The 21,411-nt window shown below is 59.9% G+C and carries 22 protein-coding genes; 10 read left to right on the top strand and 12 right to left on the bottom strand.

Going from position 1 to position 21,411, the window contains the following annotated elements; genetic code table 11:
* Positions 1 to 90: 90 nt before the first annotated feature.
* The gene (gene tyrS / locus QRN46_RS05990) at positions 91 to 1,290 is read right to left on the bottom strand and encodes a tyrosine--tRNA ligase (RefSeq protein ID WP_011336180.1); all 1,200 of its coding nucleotides are present in this window, start codon (positions 1,288 to 1,290) and stop codon (positions 91 to 93) included.
* Positions 1,291 to 1,500: 210 nt separating this feature from the next.
* Between tyrS and QRN46_RS05985 the strand changes: the two genes are divergently transcribed.
* Both QRN46_RS05985 and QRN46_RS05980 read left to right on the top strand, forming a co-directional pair.
* On the top strand, positions 1,501 to 2,925 hold the full coding sequence (locus QRN46_RS05985) for a peptidoglycan DD-metalloendopeptidase family protein (protein WP_041475440.1): 1,425 nt from the start codon (positions 1,501 to 1,503) through the stop codon (positions 2,923 to 2,925).
* Positions 2,926 to 2,928: 3 nt separating this feature from the next.
* A complete protein-coding gene (locus tag QRN46_RS05980; protein WP_011336182.1) occupies positions 2,929 to 4,020 on the top strand; it encodes an anhydro-N-acetylmuramic acid kinase in 1,092 nt (363 codons plus the stop codon).
* Positions 4,021 to 4,092: 72 nt separating this feature from the next.
* On the opposite strand, the gene erpA is transcribed toward QRN46_RS05980, so the two are convergent.
* Both erpA and argC read right to left on the bottom strand, forming a co-directional pair.
* On the bottom strand, positions 4,093 to 4,443 hold the full coding sequence (gene erpA, locus QRN46_RS05975) for an iron-sulfur cluster insertion protein ErpA (protein ID WP_003228776.1): 351 nt from the start codon (positions 4,441 to 4,443) through the stop codon (positions 4,093 to 4,095).
* A gap of 168 nt (positions 4,444 to 4,611) precedes the next feature.
* Positions 4,612 to 5,646 (bottom strand): N-acetyl-gamma-glutamyl-phosphate reductase, encoded by a 1,035-nt coding sequence (argC, locus tag QRN46_RS05970; RefSeq protein ID WP_011336183.1) that lies wholly within the window; start codon positions 5,644 to 5,646, stop codon positions 4,612 to 4,614.
* A 135-nt stretch (positions 5,647 to 5,781) separates the two neighbouring features.
* Here argC and hemJ point away from each other — a divergent pair, with 135 nt between their 5' ends.
* The 6 genes from hemJ to coq7 all read left to right on the top strand — a co-directional run bounded on the left by hemJ (position 5,782) and on the right by coq7 (position 10,258).
* On the top strand, positions 5,782 to 6,210 hold the full coding sequence (hemJ, locus tag QRN46_RS05965; protein WP_011336184.1) for a protoporphyrinogen oxidase HemJ: 429 nt from the start codon (positions 5,782 to 5,784) through the stop codon (positions 6,208 to 6,210).
* A gap of 33 nt (positions 6,211 to 6,243) precedes the next feature.
* Positions 6,244 to 7,212, top strand: coding sequence for an NAD(P)H-dependent flavin oxidoreductase (locus tag QRN46_RS05960; RefSeq protein WP_011336185.1), 969 nt, complete (start codon positions 6,244 to 6,246; stop codon positions 7,210 to 7,212).
* A 70-nt stretch (positions 7,213 to 7,282) separates the two neighbouring features.
* Complete coding sequence (locus QRN46_RS05955; protein ID WP_011336186.1) at positions 7,283 to 8,233, top strand: DUF805 domain-containing protein; 951 nt, start codon at positions 7,283 to 7,285, stop codon at positions 8,231 to 8,233.
* Between the two features lie 61 nt (positions 8,234 to 8,294).
* A complete protein-coding gene (locus QRN46_RS05950; protein ID WP_007956321.1) occupies positions 8,295 to 9,083 on the top strand; it encodes an SDR family NAD(P)-dependent oxidoreductase in 789 nt (262 codons plus the stop codon).
* An 81-nt stretch (positions 9,084 to 9,164) separates the two neighbouring features.
* Positions 9,165 to 9,503: a histidine triad nucleotide-binding protein gene (locus QRN46_RS05945; protein ID WP_007956318.1), complete on the top strand. Its 339-nt coding sequence runs from the start codon at positions 9,165 to 9,167 to the stop codon at positions 9,501 to 9,503.
* Between the two features lie 107 nt (positions 9,504 to 9,610).
* Positions 9,611 to 10,258, top strand: coding sequence for a 2-polyprenyl-3-methyl-6-methoxy-1,4-benzoquinone monooxygenase (gene coq7 / locus QRN46_RS05940; protein ID WP_007956317.1), 648 nt, complete (start codon positions 9,611 to 9,613; stop codon positions 10,256 to 10,258).
* A gap of 61 nt (positions 10,259 to 10,319) precedes the next feature.
* On the opposite strand, the gene speD is transcribed toward coq7, so the two are convergent.
* Positions 10,320 to 11,114, bottom strand: coding sequence for an adenosylmethionine decarboxylase (gene speD / locus QRN46_RS05935; RefSeq protein WP_007956315.1), 795 nt, complete (start codon positions 11,112 to 11,114; stop codon positions 10,320 to 10,322).
* Between the two features lie 237 nt (positions 11,115 to 11,351).
* Positions 11,352 to 11,774, bottom strand: a complete 423-nt coding sequence (locus tag QRN46_RS05930; protein ID WP_003228794.1) for an OsmC family protein — start codon at positions 11,772 to 11,774, stop codon at positions 11,352 to 11,354.
* Positions 11,775 to 12,010: 236 nt separating this feature from the next.
* Between QRN46_RS05930 and crp the strand changes: the two genes are divergently transcribed.
* A complete protein-coding gene (gene crp, locus QRN46_RS05925; RefSeq protein WP_011336190.1) occupies positions 12,011 to 12,655 on the top strand; it encodes a cAMP-activated global transcriptional regulator CRP in 645 nt (214 codons plus the stop codon).
* A 10-nt stretch (positions 12,656 to 12,665) separates the two neighbouring features.
* Here the strand turns inward: crp and QRN46_RS05920 are convergent, their stop codons facing one another.
* The 4 genes from QRN46_RS05920 to QRN46_RS05905 all read right to left on the bottom strand — a co-directional run bounded on the left by QRN46_RS05920 (position 12,666) and on the right by QRN46_RS05905 (position 15,945).
* Complete coding sequence (locus QRN46_RS05920) at positions 12,666 to 13,364, bottom strand: lipoate--protein ligase family protein (protein ID WP_221616027.1); 699 nt, start codon at positions 13,362 to 13,364, stop codon at positions 12,666 to 12,668.
* A 95-nt stretch (positions 13,365 to 13,459) separates the two neighbouring features.
* The gene (gene trpC, locus QRN46_RS05915) at positions 13,460 to 14,296 is read right to left on the bottom strand and encodes an indole-3-glycerol phosphate synthase TrpC (protein ID WP_201817798.1); all 837 of its coding nucleotides are present in this window, start codon (positions 14,294 to 14,296) and stop codon (positions 13,460 to 13,462) included.
* A complete protein-coding gene (gene trpD / locus QRN46_RS05910; protein ID WP_011336193.1) occupies positions 14,293 to 15,342 on the bottom strand; it encodes an anthranilate phosphoribosyltransferase in 1,050 nt (349 codons plus the stop codon). The genes trpC and trpD overlap by 4 nt, the downstream gene beginning before the upstream one ends.
* Positions 15,343 to 15,351: 9 nt before the next feature.
* On the bottom strand, positions 15,352 to 15,945 hold the full coding sequence (locus QRN46_RS05905; RefSeq protein ID WP_007956309.1) for an aminodeoxychorismate/anthranilate synthase component II: 594 nt from the start codon (positions 15,943 to 15,945) through the stop codon (positions 15,352 to 15,354).
* Positions 15,946 to 16,348: 403 nt separating this feature from the next.
* On the opposite strand from QRN46_RS05905, the gene estP reads away from it, so the two are divergent.
* Positions 16,349 to 18,259, top strand: coding sequence for an esterase EstP (estP, locus tag QRN46_RS05900; RefSeq protein ID WP_011336195.1), 1,911 nt, complete (start codon positions 16,349 to 16,351; stop codon positions 18,257 to 18,259).
* 68 nt (positions 18,260 to 18,327) lie between these two features.
* On the opposite strand, the gene trpE is transcribed toward estP, so the two are convergent.
* The 3 genes from trpE to rpe form a co-directional block, all read right to left on the bottom strand.
* On the bottom strand, positions 18,328 to 19,806 hold the full coding sequence (gene trpE, locus QRN46_RS05895) for an anthranilate synthase component I (protein ID WP_201817800.1): 1,479 nt from the start codon (positions 19,804 to 19,806) through the stop codon (positions 18,328 to 18,330).
* A 71-nt stretch (positions 19,807 to 19,877) separates the two neighbouring features.
* A complete protein-coding gene (locus QRN46_RS05890; RefSeq protein ID WP_201817802.1) occupies positions 19,878 to 20,696 on the bottom strand; it encodes a phosphoglycolate phosphatase in 819 nt (272 codons plus the stop codon).
* Positions 20,693 to 21,367 (bottom strand): ribulose-phosphate 3-epimerase, encoded by a 675-nt coding sequence (gene rpe, locus QRN46_RS05885; protein ID WP_007918813.1) that lies wholly within the window; start codon positions 21,365 to 21,367, stop codon positions 20,693 to 20,695. Before rpe ends, QRN46_RS05890 begins: the two co-directional genes overlap by 4 nt.
* Positions 21,368 to 21,411 lie beyond the last annotated feature (44 nt).

Below are 21,411 nucleotides of genomic sequence, written 5' to 3'. Positions count from 1 at the left end.
TGAATCTCAAGGAGTTTTCCGTTTCGACTGCGCCGGAAGTGGGGCGAATTATAGACCTCTGGAATTCGCCGTCAACCCCTTATTTCATCTTTACTCAGATTTCAGCGTAATCCGTGCAAAAGCCTTCTTGCCGGCCTGACAAACGTGAGTCGCGCCCAGTACGTATATAAAGGAGCGATCAACCACCTCACCATCTACACGCACACCACCGGAGGCCAGCAGATCACGAGCAGCTGCCGAGTTCTTCACCAGACCTGCCTTATTAAGGACAGCAGCAATCGGCATATCCTCGGCAGCAGTCAGCTCAACCTCTGGCAGATCATCCGGCAACTCGCCATCCTTCATACGATTGCCCGCACCACGGTGAGCATTGGCCGCGGCCTCTTCACCATGGAAGCGCGCAACAATCTCTTCGGCCAGCTTGATCTTGATATCACGCGGGTTAGCACCCGCTTCAACATCAGCACGGAAAGCATTTATCTCATCCATCGAACGGAAGCTGAGCAACTCGAAGTAGCGCCACATCAACGCATCGGGAATCGAAACCAGCTTGCTATACATGACACCTGGCGCTTCCTGGATACCGACGTAGTTGCCCAGCGATTTGGACATCTTCTTCACGCCATCCAAACCCTCAAGCAGCGGCATCGTCAGAATGCACTGGGCTTCCTGGCCATAACCACGCTGCAGCTCACGCCCCATCAGCAGATTGAACTTCTGATCAGTACCACCCAGCTCAACGTCAGCGCGCAACGCTACAGAGTCATAACCCTGAACCAGCGGATAGAGGAATTCGTGAATGGCGATTGGCTGATTGGTGGTATAGCGCTTATCGAAATCGTCACGCTCGAGCATACGAGCAACGGTGTACTGCGAGGTCAGACGAATAAAGTCCGCAGGCCCCATCTGATCCATCCAGGTGGAGTTGAACGCAACTTCGGTTTTCGCCGGATCAAGAATCTTGAACACCTGAGTCTTGTAAGTCTCGGCGTTTTCCAGAACCTGCTCACGCGTCAGCGGAGGGCGAGTGGCGCTCTTGCCGCTCGGATCACCGATCATTCCGGTGAAGTCACCTATAAGGAAGATCACCTGATGACCCAGTTCCTGGAACTGGCGCAGCTTATTAATAAGCACGGTGTGACCAAGGTGCAGATCCGGCGCAGTTGGATCGAAGCCGGCCTTGATTCGCAGCGGCTGGCCACGCTTGAGCTTTTCGATCAGCTCGGACTCGACCAACAGTTCTTCCGCACCACGTTTAATCAGCGCTAGCTGCTCTTCAACCGACTTCATAACAGACCCGCAAGGCTCAGATTCAAAGGGAACCAACCATACAAGATCGCGCACCAAATACAAGGTTTGCCCGGCGCACGGACGCCAATCCACGGACAGAGCGCCCGCAGACTTGCTTCAGAGATGATTTGGTTATATTTTATACAGTTATTTCATCTTCATCATGTCATTAATCTTTTCCAATTCATCTTTTTCAAAGTCAAATTACTTATGACCACTGAACCGTCTAAAGCGCCACCGCTTTACCCGAAGACCCACCTGCTCGCCGCAAGTGGGATCGCCGCCCTTCTCAGTCTGGCGCTCCTGGTGTTTCCATCCAGTGATGTTGAAGCCAAAAAGACAACGCTGAGCCTTGAACTGGAAAGTCCTGCTGAACAACTGACACAAGATCAAGACGCTGCCGACGCAGCTCAAGCCACAAACGAATCCGTAGCCTCTCCTTTCGCGCAGATCGAAAACAGCACCGAAGAGACGCAGGAAACCGCTCAGGCCGCACCGGCGCCGATACCGGTAGTCGAAGAAAAGAAGGCCCCGAATCACAGGGAAGTGATCGTCTCCAAGGGCGATACGCTTTCTACACTGTTCGAGAAAGTCGGCCTGCCGGCCGCGGCCGTCCATGAAGTGCTGGCCAGCGATAAACAGGCCAAGCAATTCAGCCAGCTCAAACATGGCCAGAAACTCGAATTCGAATTGAACCCACAAGGCCAGCTGACCAACCTGCACAGCAAGGTCAGCGACGTTGAAACCATCACCCTGACCAAGAACGACAAGGGTTATGTGTTCAACCGCGTTACCGCCAAACCGACTGTTCGCACCGCCTATGTACACGGCGTGATCAACAGCTCGCTGTCGCAGTCCGCCGCCCGCGCAGGCCTGTCCCACAGCCTGACCATGGACATGGCCAGTGTCTTTGGCTACGACGTCGACTTCGCCCAGGATATCCGCCAGGGCGACGAATTCGATGTGATCTACGAACAGAAAGTGGTGAATGGCAAAGCGGTTGGCAACGGCCCGATCCTGTCAGCCCGCTTCACCAACCGCGGCAAGACTTACACCGCCGTGCGTTACACCAACAAACAGGGCAACAGCAGCTACTACACTGCTGATGGCAACAGCATGCGCAAGGCGTTCATCCGTACACCGGTGGACTTCGCCCGCATCAGCTCGAAATTCTCCATGGGCCGCAAACACCCGATCCTCAACAAGATCCGCGCCCACAAAGGCGTCGATTACGCCGCCCCACGTGGCACGCCGATCAAGGCTGCCGGCGACGGCAAAGTGCTGTTGGCCGGCCGTCGCGGCGGTTACGGCAACACCGTGATCATCCAGCACGGCAACACTTACCGCACGCTGTATGGCCACATGCAGGGCTTCGCCAAGGGCGTGAAGACTGGCGGCACCGTCAAACAAGGCCAGGTGATCGGTTACATCGGCACCACCGGCCTGTCCACCGGCCCGCACCTGCACTATGAATTCCAGGTCAACGGCGTTCACGTCGATCCATTGGGGCAGAAGCTGCCGATGGCCGACCCGATCGCCAAATCCGAACGCGCTCGCTTCCTGGCGCAGAGCCAGCCGTTGATGGCGCGCATGGATCAGGAAAAAGCCACCATGCTGGCTTCGAGCAAACGTTAAGCCATGGCTCTGTATATCGGCGTGATGTCCGGCACCAGTCTCGACGGGCTGGACATCGCCCTGATCGAGCAGTCCTCGGCGATCAATCTGGTCGCCACGCACTACATCCCTATGCCTGACACCCTGCGCGCCGAGCTGCTTGGCTTGTGCGCCGGCGGCCCTGACGAGATCGCCCGCTCGGCGATTGCCCAGCAAAACTGGGTAAAGCTCGCCGCGCAAGGGATCCACACCCTGCTCGAACAACAACAGCTCAAGCCCGAAGCCATTCGCGCGATCGGCAGCCACGGCCAGACCATTCGCCATGAGCCGGCGCGTGGTTTCACCGTACAGATCGGCAACCCCGCCCTCCTCACTGAACTGACCGGTATCACCGTCGTCAGCGACTTCCGCAGCCGCGATGTGGCCGCGGGCGGCCAGGGCGCTCCTTTGGTGCCAGCCTTTCATGAAGCGTTGTTCGAAGAGCGTACCGGTAACCGTGCGGTCCTGAATGTCGGCGGTTTCAGCAATCTCAGTCTGATCGAGCCGAACAAGCCTGTAGCCGGTTTCGACTGCGGGCCGGGGAATGTGCTGATGGATGCCTGGATTCATCAGCAACGGGGCGAGAACTACGACCGTAACGGGCAGTGGGCAGCCAGCGGCAAGGTCGAACCGACCCTGCTGAAAGCCCTGCTCAGCGATCCGTTTTTCGTGACCCAAGGCCCGAAGAGCACCGGCCGCGAAGTTTTCAACCTGCCATGGCTGGAGCAGCAACTGTCGTGCCTGCCAGGTTTCGCAGCCGAAAACGTACAGGCAACACTGCTCGAACTGACGGCGCTGACCATCGTCGAATCGCTGCAAAGCGCTCAATCGAATACCGAAGAGCTCCTGGTTTGTGGGGGCGGCGCCCACAACGTCACACTGATGAAGCGCTTGGCCGACCTGCTGCCCAACGCCAAAGTCGCCAGTACCGCAACCCACGGCGTCGATCCGGACTGGGTCGAGGCGATGGCCTTCGCCTGGCTGGCCCACTGCTGTCTGGAAGGCATTGCCGCCAATCGCCCGAGTGTCACCGGTGCCAAAGGCCTGCGCGTACTCGGCGCCATCTACCCCAACTGACAAATCGCAGATAACAAAACGCCGCAGAACCGTGAGGTTCTGCGGCGTTTTGTTGTGTACGGTGAAGCGCGATCAGATCGAGAACGAGGAGCCGCAACCACAAGTGGTGGTGGCATTCGGGTTCTTGATCACGAAACGCGAACCTTCCAGACCTTCCTGATAATCCACCTCGGCACCTGCCAGGTACTGGAAGCTCATCGGATCGACCACCAGACTGACGCCTTCGCGCTCGACGATGGTGTCGTCCTCGGCCACATCTTCATCGAAGGTGAAGCCGTACTGAAACCCTGAACAACCGCCGCCCGTAACGAATACGCGCAGCTTCAAGCGATCATTCCCCTCTTCATCGACCAGGCTCTTCACCTTGTGCGCGGCACCTTGAGTGAATTGCAAAGCCGTGGGGGTGAAGGATTCGACGCTCATGCTGACTATCTCCCGGCGTTACGCCGCCATAATGCGTGATGACGCGCATTATCCGCTTGTCCTAGAAAATCGGTCAACTATTGTTACGGTATATCAATAAAGCTGATCAACCGACCAGAATGCAAAAAGGCCCGTCAAACGGGCCTTTTTGCCAAGCAAGATCAGTCGTTACGGCAGCATGCCGGCGTGGGACAGACCCAAACGCTCATCCAGCCCGAACAGAATGTTCATGTTCTGCACCGCCTGGCCCGACGCGCCCTTGACCAGGTTGTCGATCACCGACAGCACCACCACCAGATCACCATCCTGTGGACGGTGAACCGCGATGCGGCAGACGTTGGCGCCACGCACGCTACGGGTTTCTGGATGGCTACCAGCCGGCATCACGTCGACGAACGGCTCATTGGCATAACGCTTTTCGAACAGCGCCTGCAGATCCACCGAGCGGTCCACCACGGTCGCGTAAAGCGTGGAGTGAATGCCACGGATCATCGGCGTCAGGTGTGGCACGAACGTCAGACCGACATCCTTGCCTGCGGCACGACGCAGCCCCTGGCGAATTTCCGGCAGATGACGGTGACCTTTCACCGCATAGGCCTTCATGCTTTCCGACGTCTCGGAGTACAGCGAGCCTACGGCAGCACCACGACCGGCACCGCTGACACCGGACTTGCAGTCGGCGATCAGGTGGGAAGCGTCGGCAATGCCTGCCTCAAGCAACGGCAGGAAACCCAGCTGTGTCGCGGTCGGATAGCAACCCGGCACCGCGATCAGGCGCGCTTTCCTGATTTGCTCACGATTGACTTCCGGCAAGCCGTAAACCGCTTCGTCCAGCAGCTCCGGTGCACCGTGCGGCTGGCCGTACCACTTGGCCCATTCATCAGCGTCCTGCAGACGGAAGTCTGCCGACAGGTCGATGACCTTGGTGCCGGCCGCCAGCAACTCGCCGGCCAGTGCGTGGGCAACGCCGTGCGGAGTGGCGAAGAACACCACGTCGCAAGCGCCCAGGGTCTTGATGTCCGGCACGCTGAATGCCAGACCGTCGTAGTGACCGCGCAGGTTCGGGTACATATCAGCCACGGCCAGACCGGCCTCGGATCGGGAAGTGATCACTACCACTTCTGCCTGCGGATGCTGTGCCAACAGACGCAGCAGTTCGACACCGGTGTAACCCGTGCCGCCGACGATACCGACCTTGACCATAAACCTGCCCTCAACGAACCCACTGGAAAGCCGTCGATAATAGGGGCCGCGCGCGCCTGCGACAACCGCCAAGGTGACGTGCGGACGCTCAAGCCTCTACTATCCGGCCTACCGTGAATCAGGGAATAACCCAAAATGCTCTATCTGTGGATCAAAGCGCTGCATATCGTCAGCATCGTGTGCTGGTTTGCCGGCCTCTTCTATCTTCCGCGACTGTTCGTTTATCACGCGCAAAGTGAAGACACGATCAGCAAGGAACGCTTCAGCATCATGGAGCGCAAGCTCTATCGCGGCATCATGGGCCCGGCAATGATCGCCGCGCTGATCTTCGGTGGCTGGCTGATCTATCTGAACCCGAGCATCTTCAGCAGCGGTGGCTGGATCCACGCCAAACTGACCCTGGTCGTGCTGTTGATCGGCTACCACCACATGTGCGGCGCGCAGGTAAAACGTTTTGCCCGTGGCGAGAACACCCGCAGCCATGTCTTTTATCGCTGGTTCAATGAAGTGCCGGTTCTGCTATTGCTGGCTATCGTAATTCTGGTCGTGGTCAAGCCGTTCTAACTTCAACAAATACAACTTTCCGGGGTACTTCCGATGTCGCTGCCCGCTCTGCTCGAACAACGTCTGCGCCTGCCCGTAGTGGCAGCACCGATGTTTCTGATCTCCAATCCTGAACTGGTGCTGGCGTGCTGCCGTAACGGCGTGGTCGGCAGCTTCCCGGCGCTGAACCAACGCGAAAGCAGCGGATTCAAGGCATGGCTGGAGCAGATCGAAGCGGGACTGGCGACACTGGAGAACCCGGCGCCTTATGCCGTGAACCTGATTGTTCACAAGAGCAATCCACGTCTGGAGGCGGACCTGAACATCTGCGTCGAACACAAAGTCCCCATCGTCATCACCAGTCTTGGTGCCGTGAAGGAAGTGGTAGACGCCGTGCACAGCTACGGCGGCCTGGTCTTCCACGACGTGACGACCCGCCGCCATGCCGAGAAAGCCGCCGAGGCCGGTGTCGATGGCTTGATCGCCGTCGCGGCCGGTGCCGGTGGGCACGCCGGGACCTGGAGCCCGTTCTCGCTGATCGCCGAGATCCGCGAGTGCTTCGACAAAACCCTGTTGCTTGCAGGATGTTTGAACCATGGGCATGAGATTCTCGCCGCACAACTGCTCGGCGCGGATCTGGCCTACTTCGGCACGCGATTTATCGGCACCACTGAAAGTCATGCGCCTGACGCCTACAAGCAGATGCTGCTGACTGCCAAAGCCGCCGACATCATTCATACTCCTGCCGTGTCCGGTGTTCCGGCCAGTTTTATGCGTCAAAGCCTGGAGGCCGCCGGTTTCGACATGGCAGCCCTGCAGGGCAAGGGTGAAGTGAACTTCGGCGACAAGCTCAAGCCGATCAACGACGAAGCCAAGGCCTGGAAAACCGTGTGGTCGGCAGGTCAGGGCGTCGGGCAGATCGACGATCTGCCAAGCGTGGATCAACTGGTGGCGCGTCTCGATGCCGAATACCGCCAGGCCCTGGAGCACGCAGCGCAACTGCCGAAACGCTGGCCACGTTGAATGAAACCAGGCCAGTCGCTGTTTGACTGGCCTTAGACTCACTTTATCTCGCGACAAGGATGCCTCGGCCATGAGCGAACCCCGTTACAAGATCGTTTTCGACGGCGCGCTCCAGCCCGGCGTCGATATCACCACGGCCAAGCTTAACCTGGCCGACCTGTTCAAAAGCGATGTCGCCGCCATCGAACGCCTGTTCAGTGGCCGCACCGTCGCGCTCAAGCGTGACCTGTCGCACAGCGATGCGCAGACCTATCTGCAAGCGCTGGGCAAGACCGGGATCGATGCCCGGATCGAAGCGGAAACGCCCATCGAGCTGAATCTGTCGGATGTCCACGAGCAAAGCGCTGCCGTCGCGGAGCCTGACTCGCCTTATGCTCCCCCTCGCGCCGCCGTCGGTGAAAGCCTGCCGGCATTCGCGCCTCTCAAGCCGCTCAGCGTCGAAGGCCGGATCGGCCGCTTGCGTTACCTGGCATGGTCGATGGTGTTAAGCCTGGCCGCCCTGCCGATCGTCAGCGTGTTCGCATTGATCGGCCTGGGCCTGGTGAGCGCCGACTCGACCACTGGCCTGATCATCGGCGGTCTCCTCGCCTTCTTCCTGTTTCTGGCCTTCGCGATTGTCGGGATCCTGTTCAGCATCCAGCGCTTGCACGATATCGGCTGGTCGGGATGGCTCTGGCTGCTGACGCTGGTGCCGTTCGTGGGCAGTTTCTTCCCGCTGGTGATCATGGTCGTGCCGGGCAATACCGGCGCCAATCGCTATGGCCCACCACCTCCGCCGAACAGCACGGCAGTCAAAGTGCTGTGCTCGCTGTGGATCGTGTTTATCGGGCTGTTTTTCGTGGGTGGCATGCTGGGCGGGATTACTGCCATCCAGCAGGAATATGAAAGCAGCCTTGAAAGCAGCTACGAGAGCGGTTCGGTGACCACCGATGAAATCGATGTCGAAGTCGAACCCGCCGCGAATTCGGCAGACGATGCAGCCGAAGCTGCTCTCACCCCTGTAGACTCTGCGAAAGAATGAACAACGCTCCCCGCCGTGACACCTGCGTCCACGGCGCGGCGCTGTTGCGATGGAGATTTGCATGACCCGTTACGCTCTGATCACCGGCGCCTCCAGCGGCATCGGCCTGGCCATGGCCGAAGCCCTGGCACGCCGTGGCCGCAGCCTGATTCTGGTGGCTCGCCAGCGTGATCAGCTGGAAAGCATTGCGATTGAACTGACCCAGCGCTTCGGTGTGGAGGTACTGTTCCGCGCCTGCGATCTCGGCGAGCCGCTGCGCCTGTCCGGTTTCCTGCTGGAGCTTGAAGAAGGCGACCGGCAGATCGATCTGCTGGTCAACTGTGCCGGCATCGGTACTTGCGGCCCGTTCCTGGCCCAGGACTGGATGACCGAACAGGACCTGATCGAAGTGAACATCCTCGCCCTCACCCGGCTCTGCCATGCCATCGGCAACAGCATGGCGTTGCAGGGTGGCGGGCAGATTCTCAATGTCGCGTCGGTGGCGGCCTTCAACCCCGGGCCCTGGATGAGCACCTACTACGCCAGCAAGGCGTACGTGTTGCACTTCTCGGAAGCACTGCGGGTGGAACTGAAGAAGTGTGCAGTCAAGGTGTCGGTGCTCTGCCCCGGCCCGACCCGCACCGCGTTCTTTCGCACCGCGCAACTGAACAACGACAAGCTCAACGCCAGCAAACTGTTGATGAGCCCCGAGGAGGTCGCGCTGTATACCGTGCGCGCCCTGGAGAAAAACCGCGCGATCATCATTCCCGGACGCCGAAACCGCTGGTTCGCCTTTCTGCCTCGGCTCGGTTCGCGCTGGCTCAATCGCACGATTGTCGGCATGGTCAACAAGGCTTACTGCCCGCGCTGAAAAGCCCTACGGCAAAACACTGGGCGGGCTTATCCCCCTATGAGTACACTCAGGCCAGCCCAAACAACGGAGAAAACAGCTGTGGATACTCTGTTCACCAAGATCATCAACCGGGAAATCCCGGCGAAGATCATCTACGAGGACGACCAGGTTCTGGCGTTCCACGACATCGCCCCACAGGCACCGGTGCATTTTCTGGTGATCCCGAAGAAGCCGGTGCGCACCCTCAACGACCTGACCGAAGACGACAAGGCACTGGCCGGGCACATCCTGTTCACCGCCCAACGTCTGGCGCTGGAGCTGGGTTGCGAGGAAGGCTTCCGGGTGGTGATGAACTGCAATGAAATGGGCGGACAGACGGTCTACCACATTCACATGCACGTGCTCGGCCAACGCCAGATGAACTGGCCTCCGGGCTGATTGAACTGCAGGCTCGGTGGGAGCGCCCTGCTCCCACATGACCCAGCGCAAACCTTCCCCGGCCGATTCGGTTAAACTGGCCGCCGAGATTCTTCCCGGAGGTCAGCATGACTACCCAACGTCACTATTCGCCCATTGATCGTCTTCTGCTGCAAGCCGATGCTGCGATGCGTACCCTGCTGCCCTTCAGCGGCCAGCCGTACCGTCCGTCGCCGGCGATCGTGCAGCCCGATGTGCAGATGAGCGATGAAGACACCCGCCACGTCGCCGGTCTGATGCGCATCAACCATACCGGCGAAGTCTGTGCCCAGGCGCTGTATCAGGGCCAGGCGCTGACCGCCAAGCTGCCGCAAGTGCGTGAGGCCATGGAACATGCGGCCGAAGAAGAGATCGATCATCTGGTCTGGTGCGAGCAGCGCATTCACCAGTTGGGCAGCCACACCAGCGTGCTCAATCCGCTTTTCTACGGCATGTCGTTCGGGATCGGCGCAGTCGCCGGGTTGATCAGCGACAAGGTCAGCCTCGGGTTTGTCGCTGCCACCGAGCATCAGGTCTGCAAGCATCTGAACGAACATCTGGAACAACTGCCGGCCGAGGATGAAAAATCCCGGGCGATTCTGGAACAGATGCGTATCGATGAAGAACATCACGCGGAAAGTGCACTGGAGGCCGGCGGTTTCCGCTTCCCGGCACCGGTGAAGTTCGGCATGAGTCTGTTGGCCAAGGTGATGACCAAGAGCACTTACCGGATCTGAAAAACGCCCATAAAAAAGGCGACTGCCGCGAAGCAGTCGCCTTTTTTTGTGCCCGGATTTCTTAGCTCGGCATATTGCGCGCGTAGAAGATTTCCAGCATTTCGTGTTTCACACGCTCGGTCACCTGAGCGCGTTGCTCGGAAGACAGGTTGCTGGTGGCATCGCCGAACAGGTAGTTGTCCAGTTCGAAGTTCTTCAGCAGCATCTTGGTGTGGAACAGGTTTTCCTGATAAACGTTCACGTCGGTCATCTGGTACGCGTCGCGGGTGTCTTCGGAGAGGTAGTTCTGGATCGAGTTGATCTCGTGGTCGATGAAGTGCTTGTTGCCTTCAACGTCACGGGTGAAGCCGCGCACACGGTAATCCACGGTCACGATGTCCGAATCGAACTGGTGAATGAGGAAGTTGAGCGCTTTGAGCGGTGAAATGACACCACAGGTCGACACGTCGATGTCCACACGGAAAGTCGCAATACCGGCGTCCGGATGGATTTCCGGGTAGGTGTGCACCGTGATGTGGCTCTTGTCGAGGTGGGCCAGGATGATTTCGGGCAACGGGCCCGGGGACTCTTCGATCTGGCTTTCGGTCGGGGTCACCGGCTCTTCCGAGATCAGAATCGTGACGCTGGCACCCTGAGGCTCATAGTTCTGACTCGCAATGTTCAGAATGTTGGCACCAATGATTTCGACAACTTCCGTGAGGATCTGCGTCAGGCGTTCGGCGTTGTACTCTTGATTGATGTACTCGACGTAAGCCTGCTGGTCTTGCGGGGTTTCCGCGTAGCAGATGTCATAGATGTTGAAGCTCAAGGTCTTTGTCAGGTTATTGAACCCGTGGAGCTTGAGTTTGCTTTTCACCGTTAAAAACTCTCTATGTATGCGGCACGGCCGCGTGATCAAGCATGCCCGTCAAGTGCGAACAACGCACCTGCGTAGGACGGTTAACACCTCTTCGCGATGGCGATTTTGGTTATCTGTTCAGGCGGATGACCCGTCGGTTGACTGATCACGGCCCTGAAAAAAGTGGCGCATTATGCAGACGTCAGCGGGGGATCGCCAGAGTCTGCACTGCTTTTATGATAGTTGAATGTCGGCTCAGCCGAGTTCGACGATTTCATAGTCGTGGGTGATCGCTACACCGGCGGCGCCGAGCATGATCGAGGCCGAGCAATACTTCTCGGCAGACAGTTCGATGGCGCGTTTGACCTGAGCTTCTTTCAGGCCACGGCCCTTGACCACGAAGTGCATGTGAATCTTGGTGAATACCTTCGGATCTTCAGTCGCGCGTTCGGCTTCCAGAAACGCCTCGCAGCTTTCAACGGCCTGACGGGACTTCTTCAAAATGCTGACCACGTCGAAATTGCTGCAACCGCCGACGCCCAGCAGGAGCATTTCCATCGGGCGGACACCCAGGTTACGACCACCGGCGTCCGGCGGACCGTCCATGACCACGACATGACCGCTGCCGGATTCGCCGAGGAACATGGCTTCGCCAGCCCATTGGATGCGTGCCTTCATCGCCAAGACTCCACTGTAGAAAAAAGGGTCGCCAGCTTAGCACAGGGCCCTGCCCGGACAGCGAGCAGGTTCCTAGGACGGATGCACCTTTAACGTAGGTGATTTCTCGAAATTTCGACGAAGTGTCTGGTAAGCTGGCGCCAATTCACTGGCGCCTTTGCCAGACTGTGTAGCAACCGCCTCAGCGCCTCATATAAAAACCAAATATAACCGTGCAGTTTTTTCGGGATACAACCATGGTTGGTATTACCCCCACACCCAAAATCAAAAACCTCGACAAGCTGCTGATGCATTGCCAGCGCCGGCGTCACGCGGCCAAGAGCAACATCATCTGCGCCGGGGATCGCTCCGACACGCTGTACTTCATCATCCGCGGTTCGGTCACGATCCTGATCGAGGACGACGACGGCCGCGAGATGATCATCGCGTACCTGAATGCCGGGGACTTCTTCGGCGAGCTGGGCCTTTTCGAAGAGGCCGGCCAGGAACAGCAGCGCAGCGCCTGGGTGCGGGCCAAGGTTGAATGCGAAGTCGCGGAAATCAGCTACGCCAAGTTCCGCGAACTGTCGCAGCAGGATCCAGACATTCTTTACGTGCTCAGCGGACAAATCGCACAACGCCTGCGCAACACCACGCGCAAGGTTGGCGACCTGGCGTTCTTCGACGTCACCGGCCGTGTCGCTCGCTGCCTGCTGGAACTGTGCAAACAACCGGACGCCATGACTCACCCGGACGGCATGCAGATCAAAGTGACCCGTCAGGAAATCGGCCGGATTGTCGGTTGTTCGCGAGAGATGGTCGGTCGCGTGCTCAAGGATCTTGAGGAACGCAACCTGGTGGATGTGAAAGGCAAGACCATGGTGGTCTTCGGCACTCGCTGAGTGCCAAAACTCAGCCGGCGTAGATCTGCGCCAGCATCAAACGGAAGAGTTCATCAAGACGCGCCAGCGCATGGGGCGCCGGGAATTTTTCATGCAGAGCGATGTGGCTGGCGGCACGAACCCGTTGCTCCAGGCCACACGCTTCGTTGAAGCGGTTGACCGCCGCGACCATCGACTCACGTTCGTCATCCACCAGCATCGCCCCGTGCACCAACCCCACCGGACGCTGACCACCCTGACTCTGGCGCCAGCGTTGGGCGGTGCCGACCATCTTGCGACCGTCGAGATTGACGTTAAAACGACCGTCGCAGAACGCACCGTCGATTTCCCCCAGCGACGAAGTGCCACCCAACTCATCCAGCAACTCACAGATCGGATCACACAGACGCCGGTAACCGGTTTCGATACGGTTCAGATCGCCTTCGCTGCGAGGCGGTGCGTAGACCAGTGCAATGTTGATGGTCGACGCCGATTGCGGAACAGGTTCGCCGCCGGTTTCACGCAGCAACACCGGCCAGCCGGCAGCAGCGGAGACTTCACAGGCGTGATCGAATCCGGGCAAGCGGTTCAAACGGCGCGGCATGACCAAGGCGCGGTCGCTGGGCTGCCAGAAAAACAAGCCGAATTCGGCATCACCCGCGCAGACCGAGGCCAGCAAATCCTGTTCGGCTTGCAGACCGGCTTCGATGGTCAGGGACGTGGGGATCATAAGGTTTCCATAGGACGTTGAGTCTGAGGTGAATCTTATGCCGCCTTCGCGGGCAAGCCCGCTCCCACAGGGGACGGGCGCCTGCGAAGACTCGATCAGTCGAGGGTCGAACCGCTCACCGGTACGCCGCGCTCAGGGAAGAACAGACGTTGCAGTTCGATGCCCGGGTTTTCGGCGCGCATGAACGCTTCGCCGACCAGGAACGCGTAAACGTCGCTGATTTCCATCAGCTCGACATCGGCACGGTTGAGGATCCCGCTCTCGGTGATGACCAGACGATCGCGCGGGATGCGCGGCAGCAGGTCGAGGGTGGTTTCCAGGCTGACGTCAAAGGTGTGCAGGTTGCGGTTGTTGACCCCGACCAGCGGCGTGTCGAGGGTTTTCAACGCGCGCTCCAGCTCATCGCCGTCGTGCACTTCCACCAGCACATCGAGGCCGACGTCTTTGGCCACCGACGCCAGCTCGGCCATTTTTACGTCATCCAGTGCGGAGACGATCAGCAGCACGCAATCGGCGCCCAAGGCACGGGCCTCAACGATCTGGTACGGATCGATCATGAAGTCTTTGCGGATCACCGGCAGCGAGCAGGCAGCGCGGGCCTGTTGCAGGTAGGCATCGGCGCCCTGGAAGTAGTCGATGTCGGTCAGCACCGACAGGCAGGTCGCCCCGCCCTTCTCGTAGCTTTTGGCGATATCGGCAGGAACGAAGTTCTCGCGGATCACGCCCTTGCTCGGCGACGCCTTCTTGATTTCGGCGATCACTGCCGGTTGTTTTTTCTTGGCCTGCGCCAGCAATGCCTGGGCAAAACCACGGGGTGCATCGGCCGCCTTGGCCAGACTTTCCAGCTCGCTCAGGCTCACACGGGCGCTACGCTCGGCGACTTCCTGAAACTTGCGGGCCAGAATGTTTTCCAGAACCGTCGGTACACTCATCCCTCATTCTCCACTTTGAATACCGCGGTAAAGGCACCCAACTCCTCGAGTTTTTCCCGAGCAAGACCGGTGTGCAGAGCGTCGTGGGCCAGTGCCACGCCCTCTTTCAGACTTGTCGCCAGGTCGGCTGCGTACAGCGCCGCACCGGCATTGAGCACGATCATTTCGGCAGCCTTCTGACCGTTCTCGGTCTTGCGCTTGCCGAGTGCATCGCGGATCAGCGCCAGCGAGGCTTCCGGGCCTTCGACCGACAGACCGTGCAGGCTCTGGCTCTTCATGCCCAGATCTTCCGGCTCGACCCAATATTCGGTGATCTGATCGTCCTTCAGCTCGGCGACAAAAGTCGGCGCCGCCAGACTGAATTCGTCCAGACCGTCCTTCGAATGCACCACCAGCACATGCTTGCTGCCCAGACGCTGCAAGACTTCAGCCAACGGCCGGCACAGCGCCGGGGTGAACACGCCCACCACCTGATGTTTCACACCGGCCGGATTCGTAAGCGGGCCGAGCATGTTGAACAGGGTACGCAGGCCGAGATCGCGACGCGGGCCGGCGGCGTACTTCATGGCTTTGTGGTGAGTCTGGGCAAACATGAAGCCGATGCCGACGTTGTCGATGCAGCGCGCCACCTGAACCGGGGTCAGGTTGAGGTAGATGCCGGCGGCTTCCAGCAAGTCGGCACTGCCGCTCTTGCCCGACACTGCACGGTTACCGTGTTTGGCCACGGTGCAGCCAGCCGCGGCGACCACGAAGGAAGACGCGGTCGACACGTTGAAAATGTTCGCCCCGTCACCGCCGGTGCCGACCACATCGACCACGCGGTCGAGGGTCTTGAGTTCGACCTTGTCCGCCAGTTCGCGCATCACCGACACGGCGCCGACGATCTCGTCGATGCTCTCGCTCTTCATGCGCATGGCCATCATGAACGCGCCGATCTGCGCGTCAGTGCATTGGCCGGTCATGATTTCGCGCATCACGTCGCGCATTTCATCGGTGCTGAGGTCGAGGTGATCGACGATACGGCTCAGGGCTGTCTTGATATTCATGGAAAGTCCTTAGCGCGTGCCGCCGGTTTGTTTGAGGAAGTTGGCGAACAGTTCATGGCCCTGTTCGGTGAGGATCGATTCCGGGTGGAACTGTACGCCCTCGATGTTCAGGGTCTTGTGACGCAGGCCCATGATTTCGTCGACCGAACCGTCATCGTGCTGGGTCCACGCCGTCAGCTCCAGGCAATCGGGCAACGTTTCGTGTTTAACGATCAGGGAATGATAGCGGGTGACGGTCAGCGGGCGATTCAGACCGGCAAACACGCCCTTGTCCTCGTGGAATACCGGGCTAGTCTTACCGTGCATCACTTGACGGGCGCGAACGACATCGCCGCCAAAAGCCTGGCCGATGGACTGATGGCCGAGGCAGACACCGAGGATCGGCAGCTTGCCGGCAAAATGCTTGATGGCTTCGATGGAGATGCCGGCTTCGGTCGGTGTGCACGGGCCCGGGGATACGACGATCCGCTCCGGGTTGAGCGCTTCGATTTCGGCAATGGTCAGTTCGTCGTTGCGCACCACCTTGACCTCGGCACCCAGCTCGCCGAGGTATTGCACAACGTTGTAAGTAAAGGAGTCGTAGTTGTCGATCATCAGCAACATGGCGTTTCGAACCTCTTGAATTCTGACTTGAAGACAGCCTTCGGATGACTTGCCAGGGCGCTGCACACTGCCGGACGCGCAGGTCGCATCGGCACAGCGGCATTTCAAACGGGCAAGGAAGGCAAAGCGATACAGATCCGGCGGGGCCGGCAGAAAAGATTCAGGCGCGCCAACGCCAGCGGGCGTGTGCCTTGATGACTTGATCCAGAAGTTTGCTGGTGATCAACACGGGGAAGGTCTCGTTCATACGTTTCGGCACAGTAACTTAGCTGGGCGGAGCGCGCAATATGGCCGGGGCCGTGGGGGATAAAACAATGGGAGGCTTGACGACCGATGGCAAAACGCCGGAAGTTTTTGGTACTGTCGTTTCGTTCACTACAACAATAAATAAACGGACTTGCTCATGATCAAACAGACGTTGTTTGTACCGCTCGCCGGATGCCTGCTCGCGATGGCCTGCGCCCAGGCGAACGCCGCACCCAATCCTTATTCGAATTTCGTGGTCTTCGGCGACAGCCTGAGCGATGCGGGGACTTTCACCGACAGCGGCGGCCCGGCCGGCGCCACACAGCGCTACACCAACCGCACCGGTCCGGTGTATTTGGACGGCAGCGGTGAACTCCGCTCGCTGAACTCGACGCAACTGCTCGGTGGCCGACTCGGCTTCACACCGGATCAAACCGCCTCCTCGTCCTCAGCAGTACGTGCCGGCCAAGGCCAGCCGGATGGTAACAACTGGGCTGTCGGCGGCTACCGCACCGACCAGATTCTCGACTCGATCACCAGCCAGTCCGCCACCGGCGAACGCACCCGCGCCGGTTATCTGCCGTCGAACGGTTTCCGTGCTGACCCGAATGCCTTGTATTACCTGACCGGGGGCGGCAACGACTTCCTTCAGGGCCGCGTCACCAGCCTGCCTCAGGCGAATGCCGCCGCCGATCGACTGGTCGACAGCGTTCGCACACTGCAAGGTGCCGGCGCCCGCTACATCATGGTCTGGCTGTTGCCGGACATCGGCCTGACCCCGGCCATCAACGGCTCGCCGCTGCAGGCCTTCACCTCGCAACTCAGCACCCAGTTCAACACCGAACTGGTCAGCCAGTTGCAGAGCGTCAATGCCAACGTGATTCCGCTGAACGTCCCGGTTCTGCTCAAAGAGGCGTTCGCCAATCCGGCGCAATTCGGTCTGGCGACCGACCAGAATCTGGTCGGCACCTGCTTCAGCGGCAGCGGCTGCACCGAGAACGCCCGGTATGGCATCAACAGCGCCACCCCGGATCCGACCAAGCTGATCTACAACGACGCCGTCCACCCGACCGAAGCCGGGCAACGCCTGATTGCCGATTACGCTTACTCGCTGCTGGCCGCGCCATGGGAAGCGACTCTGCTTCCGCAAATGGCCCAAGGCACCTTGCGCTCGCATCAGGATGAACTGCGCAACCAGTGGCTGGCGGATTGGGAAAACTGGCAGGCCGTTGGCCAATGGCGGGCGATTGTCGCCGGTGGTGGCCAGCATCAGGACTTCGACAGCCAGCGCAGCGGCGCCAGCGCTGACGGTAACGGTTACAACCTGAACATCGGCGGCAGCTACCGTCTCAACGACGCCTGGCGCGTGGGCGTGGCGGCCGGTTTCTACAATCAGAAGCTCGAGGCCGGCGACAACGACTCGGACTACAAACTGAACACTTATCTGGGCACCGCGTTCGCCCAGTACCAGCAGAACCGCTGGTGGGGTGACGCCGCCGTGACCGCCGGACATCTGGATTACGACAGCCTCAAACGCAAATTCCAGCTGGGGGTCAACGAACGCGGCGAGAAAGGCGATACCGACGGCTATGTTCTGGCCTTCAGTGGACGCGTGGGTTACGACATTGCGCCAGAGGCAAGCAGCCCATGGCACCTGTCGCCGTTCGTCAGCGCCGATTTCGCCAAGGTTGAAGTCGATGGTTACTCGGAAAACGGCGCCGACTCCACCGCGCTGACGTTCGATGACCAGTCGCGCATCTCCCGGCGCCTGGGCCTCGGGATCCAGGGCAAGTACCAGATCACCTCGCAGACCCAGGTGTTCGGCGAACTGGCCCACGAACGCGAGTACAACGACGACACCCAGAATGTGACGATGAACCTCAACAGCCTGCCGAACAACCGCTACACCCTGGCCGGCTATACCCCTCAGACCAACCTGAACCGCCTGAACCTGGGCGTGAGCCACAACCTCACCAAGGATCTGGCATTACGTGCCAGCTACGACATCCGCAAGGATGACGACTTCACCCAGCAAGGGATCAACGTCGGCGTAGCGCTCGACTTCTGATTCGCAGGCAAAAAAAACGCGGCGCCTTCACAGGCGCCGCGTTTTTTTATGGCTGAATCATCAATGACTCAGTCCGGGGTTTGCTCGGCCAGTGCAACAGCGCGGAACATCGCCCGGCGCTTGTTGATGGTTTCTTCCCACTCCAGCGCCGGCACCGAGTCGGCGACGATGCCGCCACCGGCCTGCACGTGCAGTTCGCCGTTCTTGATCACGGCGGTACGGATCGCAATCGCGGTGTCCATGTTGCCGTTCCAGGCGAAGTAGCCGACCGCACCGCCGTACACACCACGCTTGACCGGCTCCAGCTCGTCGATGATTTCCATCGCACGGATCTTCGGCGCGCCGGACAAGGTGCCCGCCGGCAGGATCGCCCGCAGTGCGTCCATCGCCGTCAGCCCGGCCTTCAACTGGCCGGTGACGTTGGACACGATGTGCATCACGTTGGAATAACGCTCGATGACCATTTTCTCGGTAAGTTTCACCGAGCCGATTTCCGATACGCGCCCGGTGTCGTTGCGACCGAGGTCGATCAGCATCAGGTGCTCGGCGATCTCCTTGTCGTCGGACAGCAGGTCTTCTTCCAGCGCCACGTCCGCTTCTTCGGTGGCCCCGCGAGGACGGGTGCCGGCAATCGGGCGCACGGTGATCAGGTTGTCTTCGACCCGCACCAGCACTTCCGGCGAACTGCCGACGACGTGGAAGTCGCCGAAGTTGAAGAAGTACATGTACGGCGTCGGGTTGAAGCAACGCAGCGCGCGGTACAGATCGATCGGCGCCGCCTTGAAGTCGATCGACATGCGCTGGGACGGCACGACCTGCATGCAGTCACCGGCGAGGATGTATTCCTTGATGGTGTCGACGGCTTTTTCGTAGTCGTCCTGGGTAAAACTGGAGCGGAACACCGGCTCGGCCGCCTGCTGCTTTCTGAAATCCAGGCCACGGCGCGGGGTGATCGGCTGACGCAGTTTTTCCAGCAGTTGCTGCAATTGCGCCTGGCCCTGTTCGTACGCATCGGCCTGCGCCGGATCGGCCAGCACAATCGCGTGCATCTTGCCGGCGAGGTTGTCGAACACCACCACCGCATCGGAGACCATCAGCAGAATGTCCGGCACGCCCAGCGGATCCGGATTCGGGCATTTGCCGAGGCGCTTCTCTACATAACGCACACAGTCGTAACCGAAGTAACCCACCAGACCGCCGTTGAAGCGCGGCAGGCCGGCGATGGTCGGCACGTTGTAGCGGGCCTTGAAGGTTTCGACGAAGGCCAGCGGATCTTCGACGTCGTGGCTTTCGGTTTCGACGCCATCGACGGTGATGCTCACGTGATGATCGTGAACCCGCAGCACGGTGCGGCACGGCAGGCCGATGATCGAGTAACGACCCCATTTCTCGCCGCCCTGCACCGATTCGAGCAGGTAGGAGTTGGGCTGGTCGGCCAGTTTCAGGTAGATCGACAGCGGCGTGTCGAAGTCGGCCAGGGTTTCGCAGGCCAGCGGGATGCGGTTGTAGCCGTCAGCGGCCAGACGCAGGAATTCTTCGCGGATCATAAGGTGCCTCGTGGTGTGAGGTGCAAATCAGTCAGGTGTGCAAACGCGCCGGCAAGCCGGCCAGGAACAAGTCAGGCGCGCCAACGCCAGCGGGCCAGGGCCTTGATGACTTTCATCCAGAGTTTGCGGGTGACCACCACGATGGCGTTTCCAGAAGGGGATTGAGCAGCGTCGGGCAACGTTATCTCAGCGGCCGTATCCAGGCAACCGGGAATTAGCTTGCGCAGATCGTCGATCACCAGCGCCGGGGATTCCTCGGCAATCGGTCGGCCATGGTTGTAGCCATAACTCAGCCCGACACATTTGACCCCCGCCGCTTTCGCCGCCAGCACGTCGCTGCGCGAATCGCCGACGAACAGCGATTGCGAGGCTGGAATCCCGGACATCTTCATGACGAAGAACAGCGCCGCCGGATCGGGCTTCTTCTGCGGCAGGGTATCGCCGCCGATGATCCACTTGAAGTAGCGGCCGATCTTCATCTGATCCAGCAGCGGCGCGACGAAGCGCTCCGGCTTGTTGGTGATCAGCGCCATGGCCACGCCCTGCTTGTGCAGCCATTTCAGGGTGTCGCGCACGCCGGGATAGACCACGGTCAGCTCATGGCTGGCGCCGTAGGCCTCCATGAAAACCTCCAGCGCATGCTCGGCTTCGACGTCATCCACGGCGGAATGATCGATGCCACCGGCCAACGCACGGCGCACCAGCACCGGCGCACCGTTGCCGACCCACTCGCGCACCGACTCGATACCGGCAGGCTTGCGCCCGAGGGAGAGCAGCATGTTATCCACCGCCGCCGCCAGGTCGGGTACCGAATCGATCAGCGTGCCATCCAGATCGAACATCACCAACCGCGGCAGTTGCCCCGGGAACAGCTGCTCAAAACCGCTCATGGGCGAGCCAGCGCCAGTTCGGAACGCATCTTGTCGATGACTTCCTGATAGTTCGGCGCATTGAAGATCGCCGAACCGGCCACGAAGGTATCGGCGCCAGCGGCAGCGATTTCGCGGATGTTGTTGACGTTGACGCCGCCGTCGATTTCCAGGCGGATGTCACGGCCCGAGGCATCGATGATCGCGCGGGCTTCACGCAGCTTGTCGAGGGTGCCGGGGATGAATTTCTGCCCGCCGAAGCCCGGGTTGACGCTCATCAGCAAGACCATGTCGACCTTGTCGATCACGTACTTGAGCACATCCAGCGGGGTCGCCGGGTTGAACACCAGGCCGGATTTGCAGCCGCCTTCACGGATCAGTTGCAGCGAACGATCGACGTGCAGCGTGGCTTCCGGGTGGAAGGTGATGTAGGTGGCGCCGGCTTCAATGAAGTCGCCGACGATGCGATCCACCGGGCTGACCATCAGGTGCGCGTCGATCGGCGCGGTCACGCCGTACTTGCGCAGCGCGGCGCAGACCATCGGGCCGATGGTCAGGTTCGGCACGTAGTGGTTGTCCATGACATCGAAGTGGACGAAGTCGGCACCGGCGGCCAGAACATTGTCCACTTCCTCGCCCAGGCGGGCGAAGTCGGCGGAGAGAATCGACGGAGCAATAACGAAGGGCTGCATGACGCACCTTTTCTGAGCTAAATCACGATGGCGCGCATTGTATA

The sequence above is a fragment of the Pseudomonas sp. lyk4-R2A-10 genome, from assembly GCF_030209075.1.
Classification (GTDB): Bacteria; Pseudomonadota; Gammaproteobacteria; order Pseudomonadales; family Pseudomonadaceae; genus Aquipseudomonas; species Aquipseudomonas glycinae.
The sequence above is the reverse complement of the archived record's forward strand: the minus strand, read 5'-3'. Positions and strand labels throughout refer to the sequence as shown.

Excerpts from the sequence above, each read along its gene's own strand:
- estP (WP_011336195.1), top strand. The coding sequence starts at position 16,349 with ATGATCAAACAGACGTTGTTTGTACCGCTCGCCGGATGCCTGCTCGCG.
- crp (WP_011336190.1), top strand. The coding sequence starts at position 12,011 with ATGGTTGGTATTACCCCCACACCCAAAATCAAAAACCTCGACAAGCTG.
- QRN46_RS05985 (WP_041475440.1), top strand. The coding sequence starts at position 1,501 with ATGACCACTGAACCGTCTAAAGCGCCACCGCTTTACCCGAAGACCCAC.
- QRN46_RS05920 (WP_221616027.1), bottom strand. The coding sequence starts at position 13,364 with ATGATCCCCACGTCCCTGACCATCGAAGCCGGTCTGCAAGCCGAACAG.
- QRN46_RS05930 (WP_003228794.1), bottom strand. The coding sequence starts at position 11,774 with ATGAAGGCACGCATCCAATGGGCTGGCGAAGCCATGTTCCTCGGCGAA.
- coq7 (WP_007956317.1), top strand. The coding sequence starts at position 9,611 with ATGACTACCCAACGTCACTATTCGCCCATTGATCGTCTTCTGCTGCAA.
- QRN46_RS05950 (WP_007956321.1), top strand. The coding sequence starts at position 8,295 with ATGACCCGTTACGCTCTGATCACCGGCGCCTCCAGCGGCATCGGCCTG.
- trpE (WP_201817800.1), bottom strand. The coding sequence starts at position 19,806 with ATGATCCGCGAAGAATTCCTGCGTCTGGCCGCTGACGGCTACAACCGC.
- QRN46_RS05955 (WP_011336186.1), top strand. The coding sequence starts at position 7,283 with ATGAGCGAACCCCGTTACAAGATCGTTTTCGACGGCGCGCTCCAGCCC.
- rpe (WP_007918813.1), bottom strand. The coding sequence starts at position 21,367 with ATGCAGCCCTTCGTTATTGCTCCGTCGATTCTCTCCGCCGACTTCGCC.
- erpA (WP_003228776.1), bottom strand. The coding sequence starts at position 4,443 with ATGAGCGTCGAATCCTTCACCCCCACGGCTTTGCAATTCACTCAAGGT.
- QRN46_RS05960 (WP_011336185.1), top strand. The coding sequence starts at position 6,244 with ATGTCGCTGCCCGCTCTGCTCGAACAACGTCTGCGCCTGCCCGTAGTG.
- QRN46_RS05980 (WP_011336182.1), top strand. The coding sequence starts at position 2,929 with ATGGCTCTGTATATCGGCGTGATGTCCGGCACCAGTCTCGACGGGCTG.
- argC (WP_011336183.1), bottom strand. The coding sequence starts at position 5,646 with ATGGTCAAGGTCGGTATCGTCGGCGGCACGGGTTACACCGGTGTCGAA.
- tyrS (WP_011336180.1), bottom strand. The coding sequence starts at position 1,290 with ATGAAGTCGGTTGAAGAGCAGCTAGCGCTGATTAAACGTGGTGCGGAA.
- trpD (WP_011336193.1), bottom strand. The coding sequence starts at position 15,342 with ATGAATATCAAGACAGCCCTGAGCCGTATCGTCGATCACCTCGACCTC.
- trpC (WP_201817798.1), bottom strand. The coding sequence starts at position 14,296 with ATGAGTGTACCGACGGTTCTGGAAAACATTCTGGCCCGCAAGTTTCAG.
- QRN46_RS05905 (WP_007956309.1), bottom strand. The coding sequence starts at position 15,945 with ATGTTGCTGATGATCGACAACTACGACTCCTTTACTTACAACGTTGTG.
- QRN46_RS05890 (WP_201817802.1), bottom strand. The coding sequence starts at position 20,696 with ATGAGCGGTTTTGAGCAGCTGTTCCCGGGGCAACTGCCGCGGTTGGTG.
- hemJ (WP_011336184.1), top strand. The coding sequence starts at position 5,782 with ATGCTCTATCTGTGGATCAAAGCGCTGCATATCGTCAGCATCGTGTGC.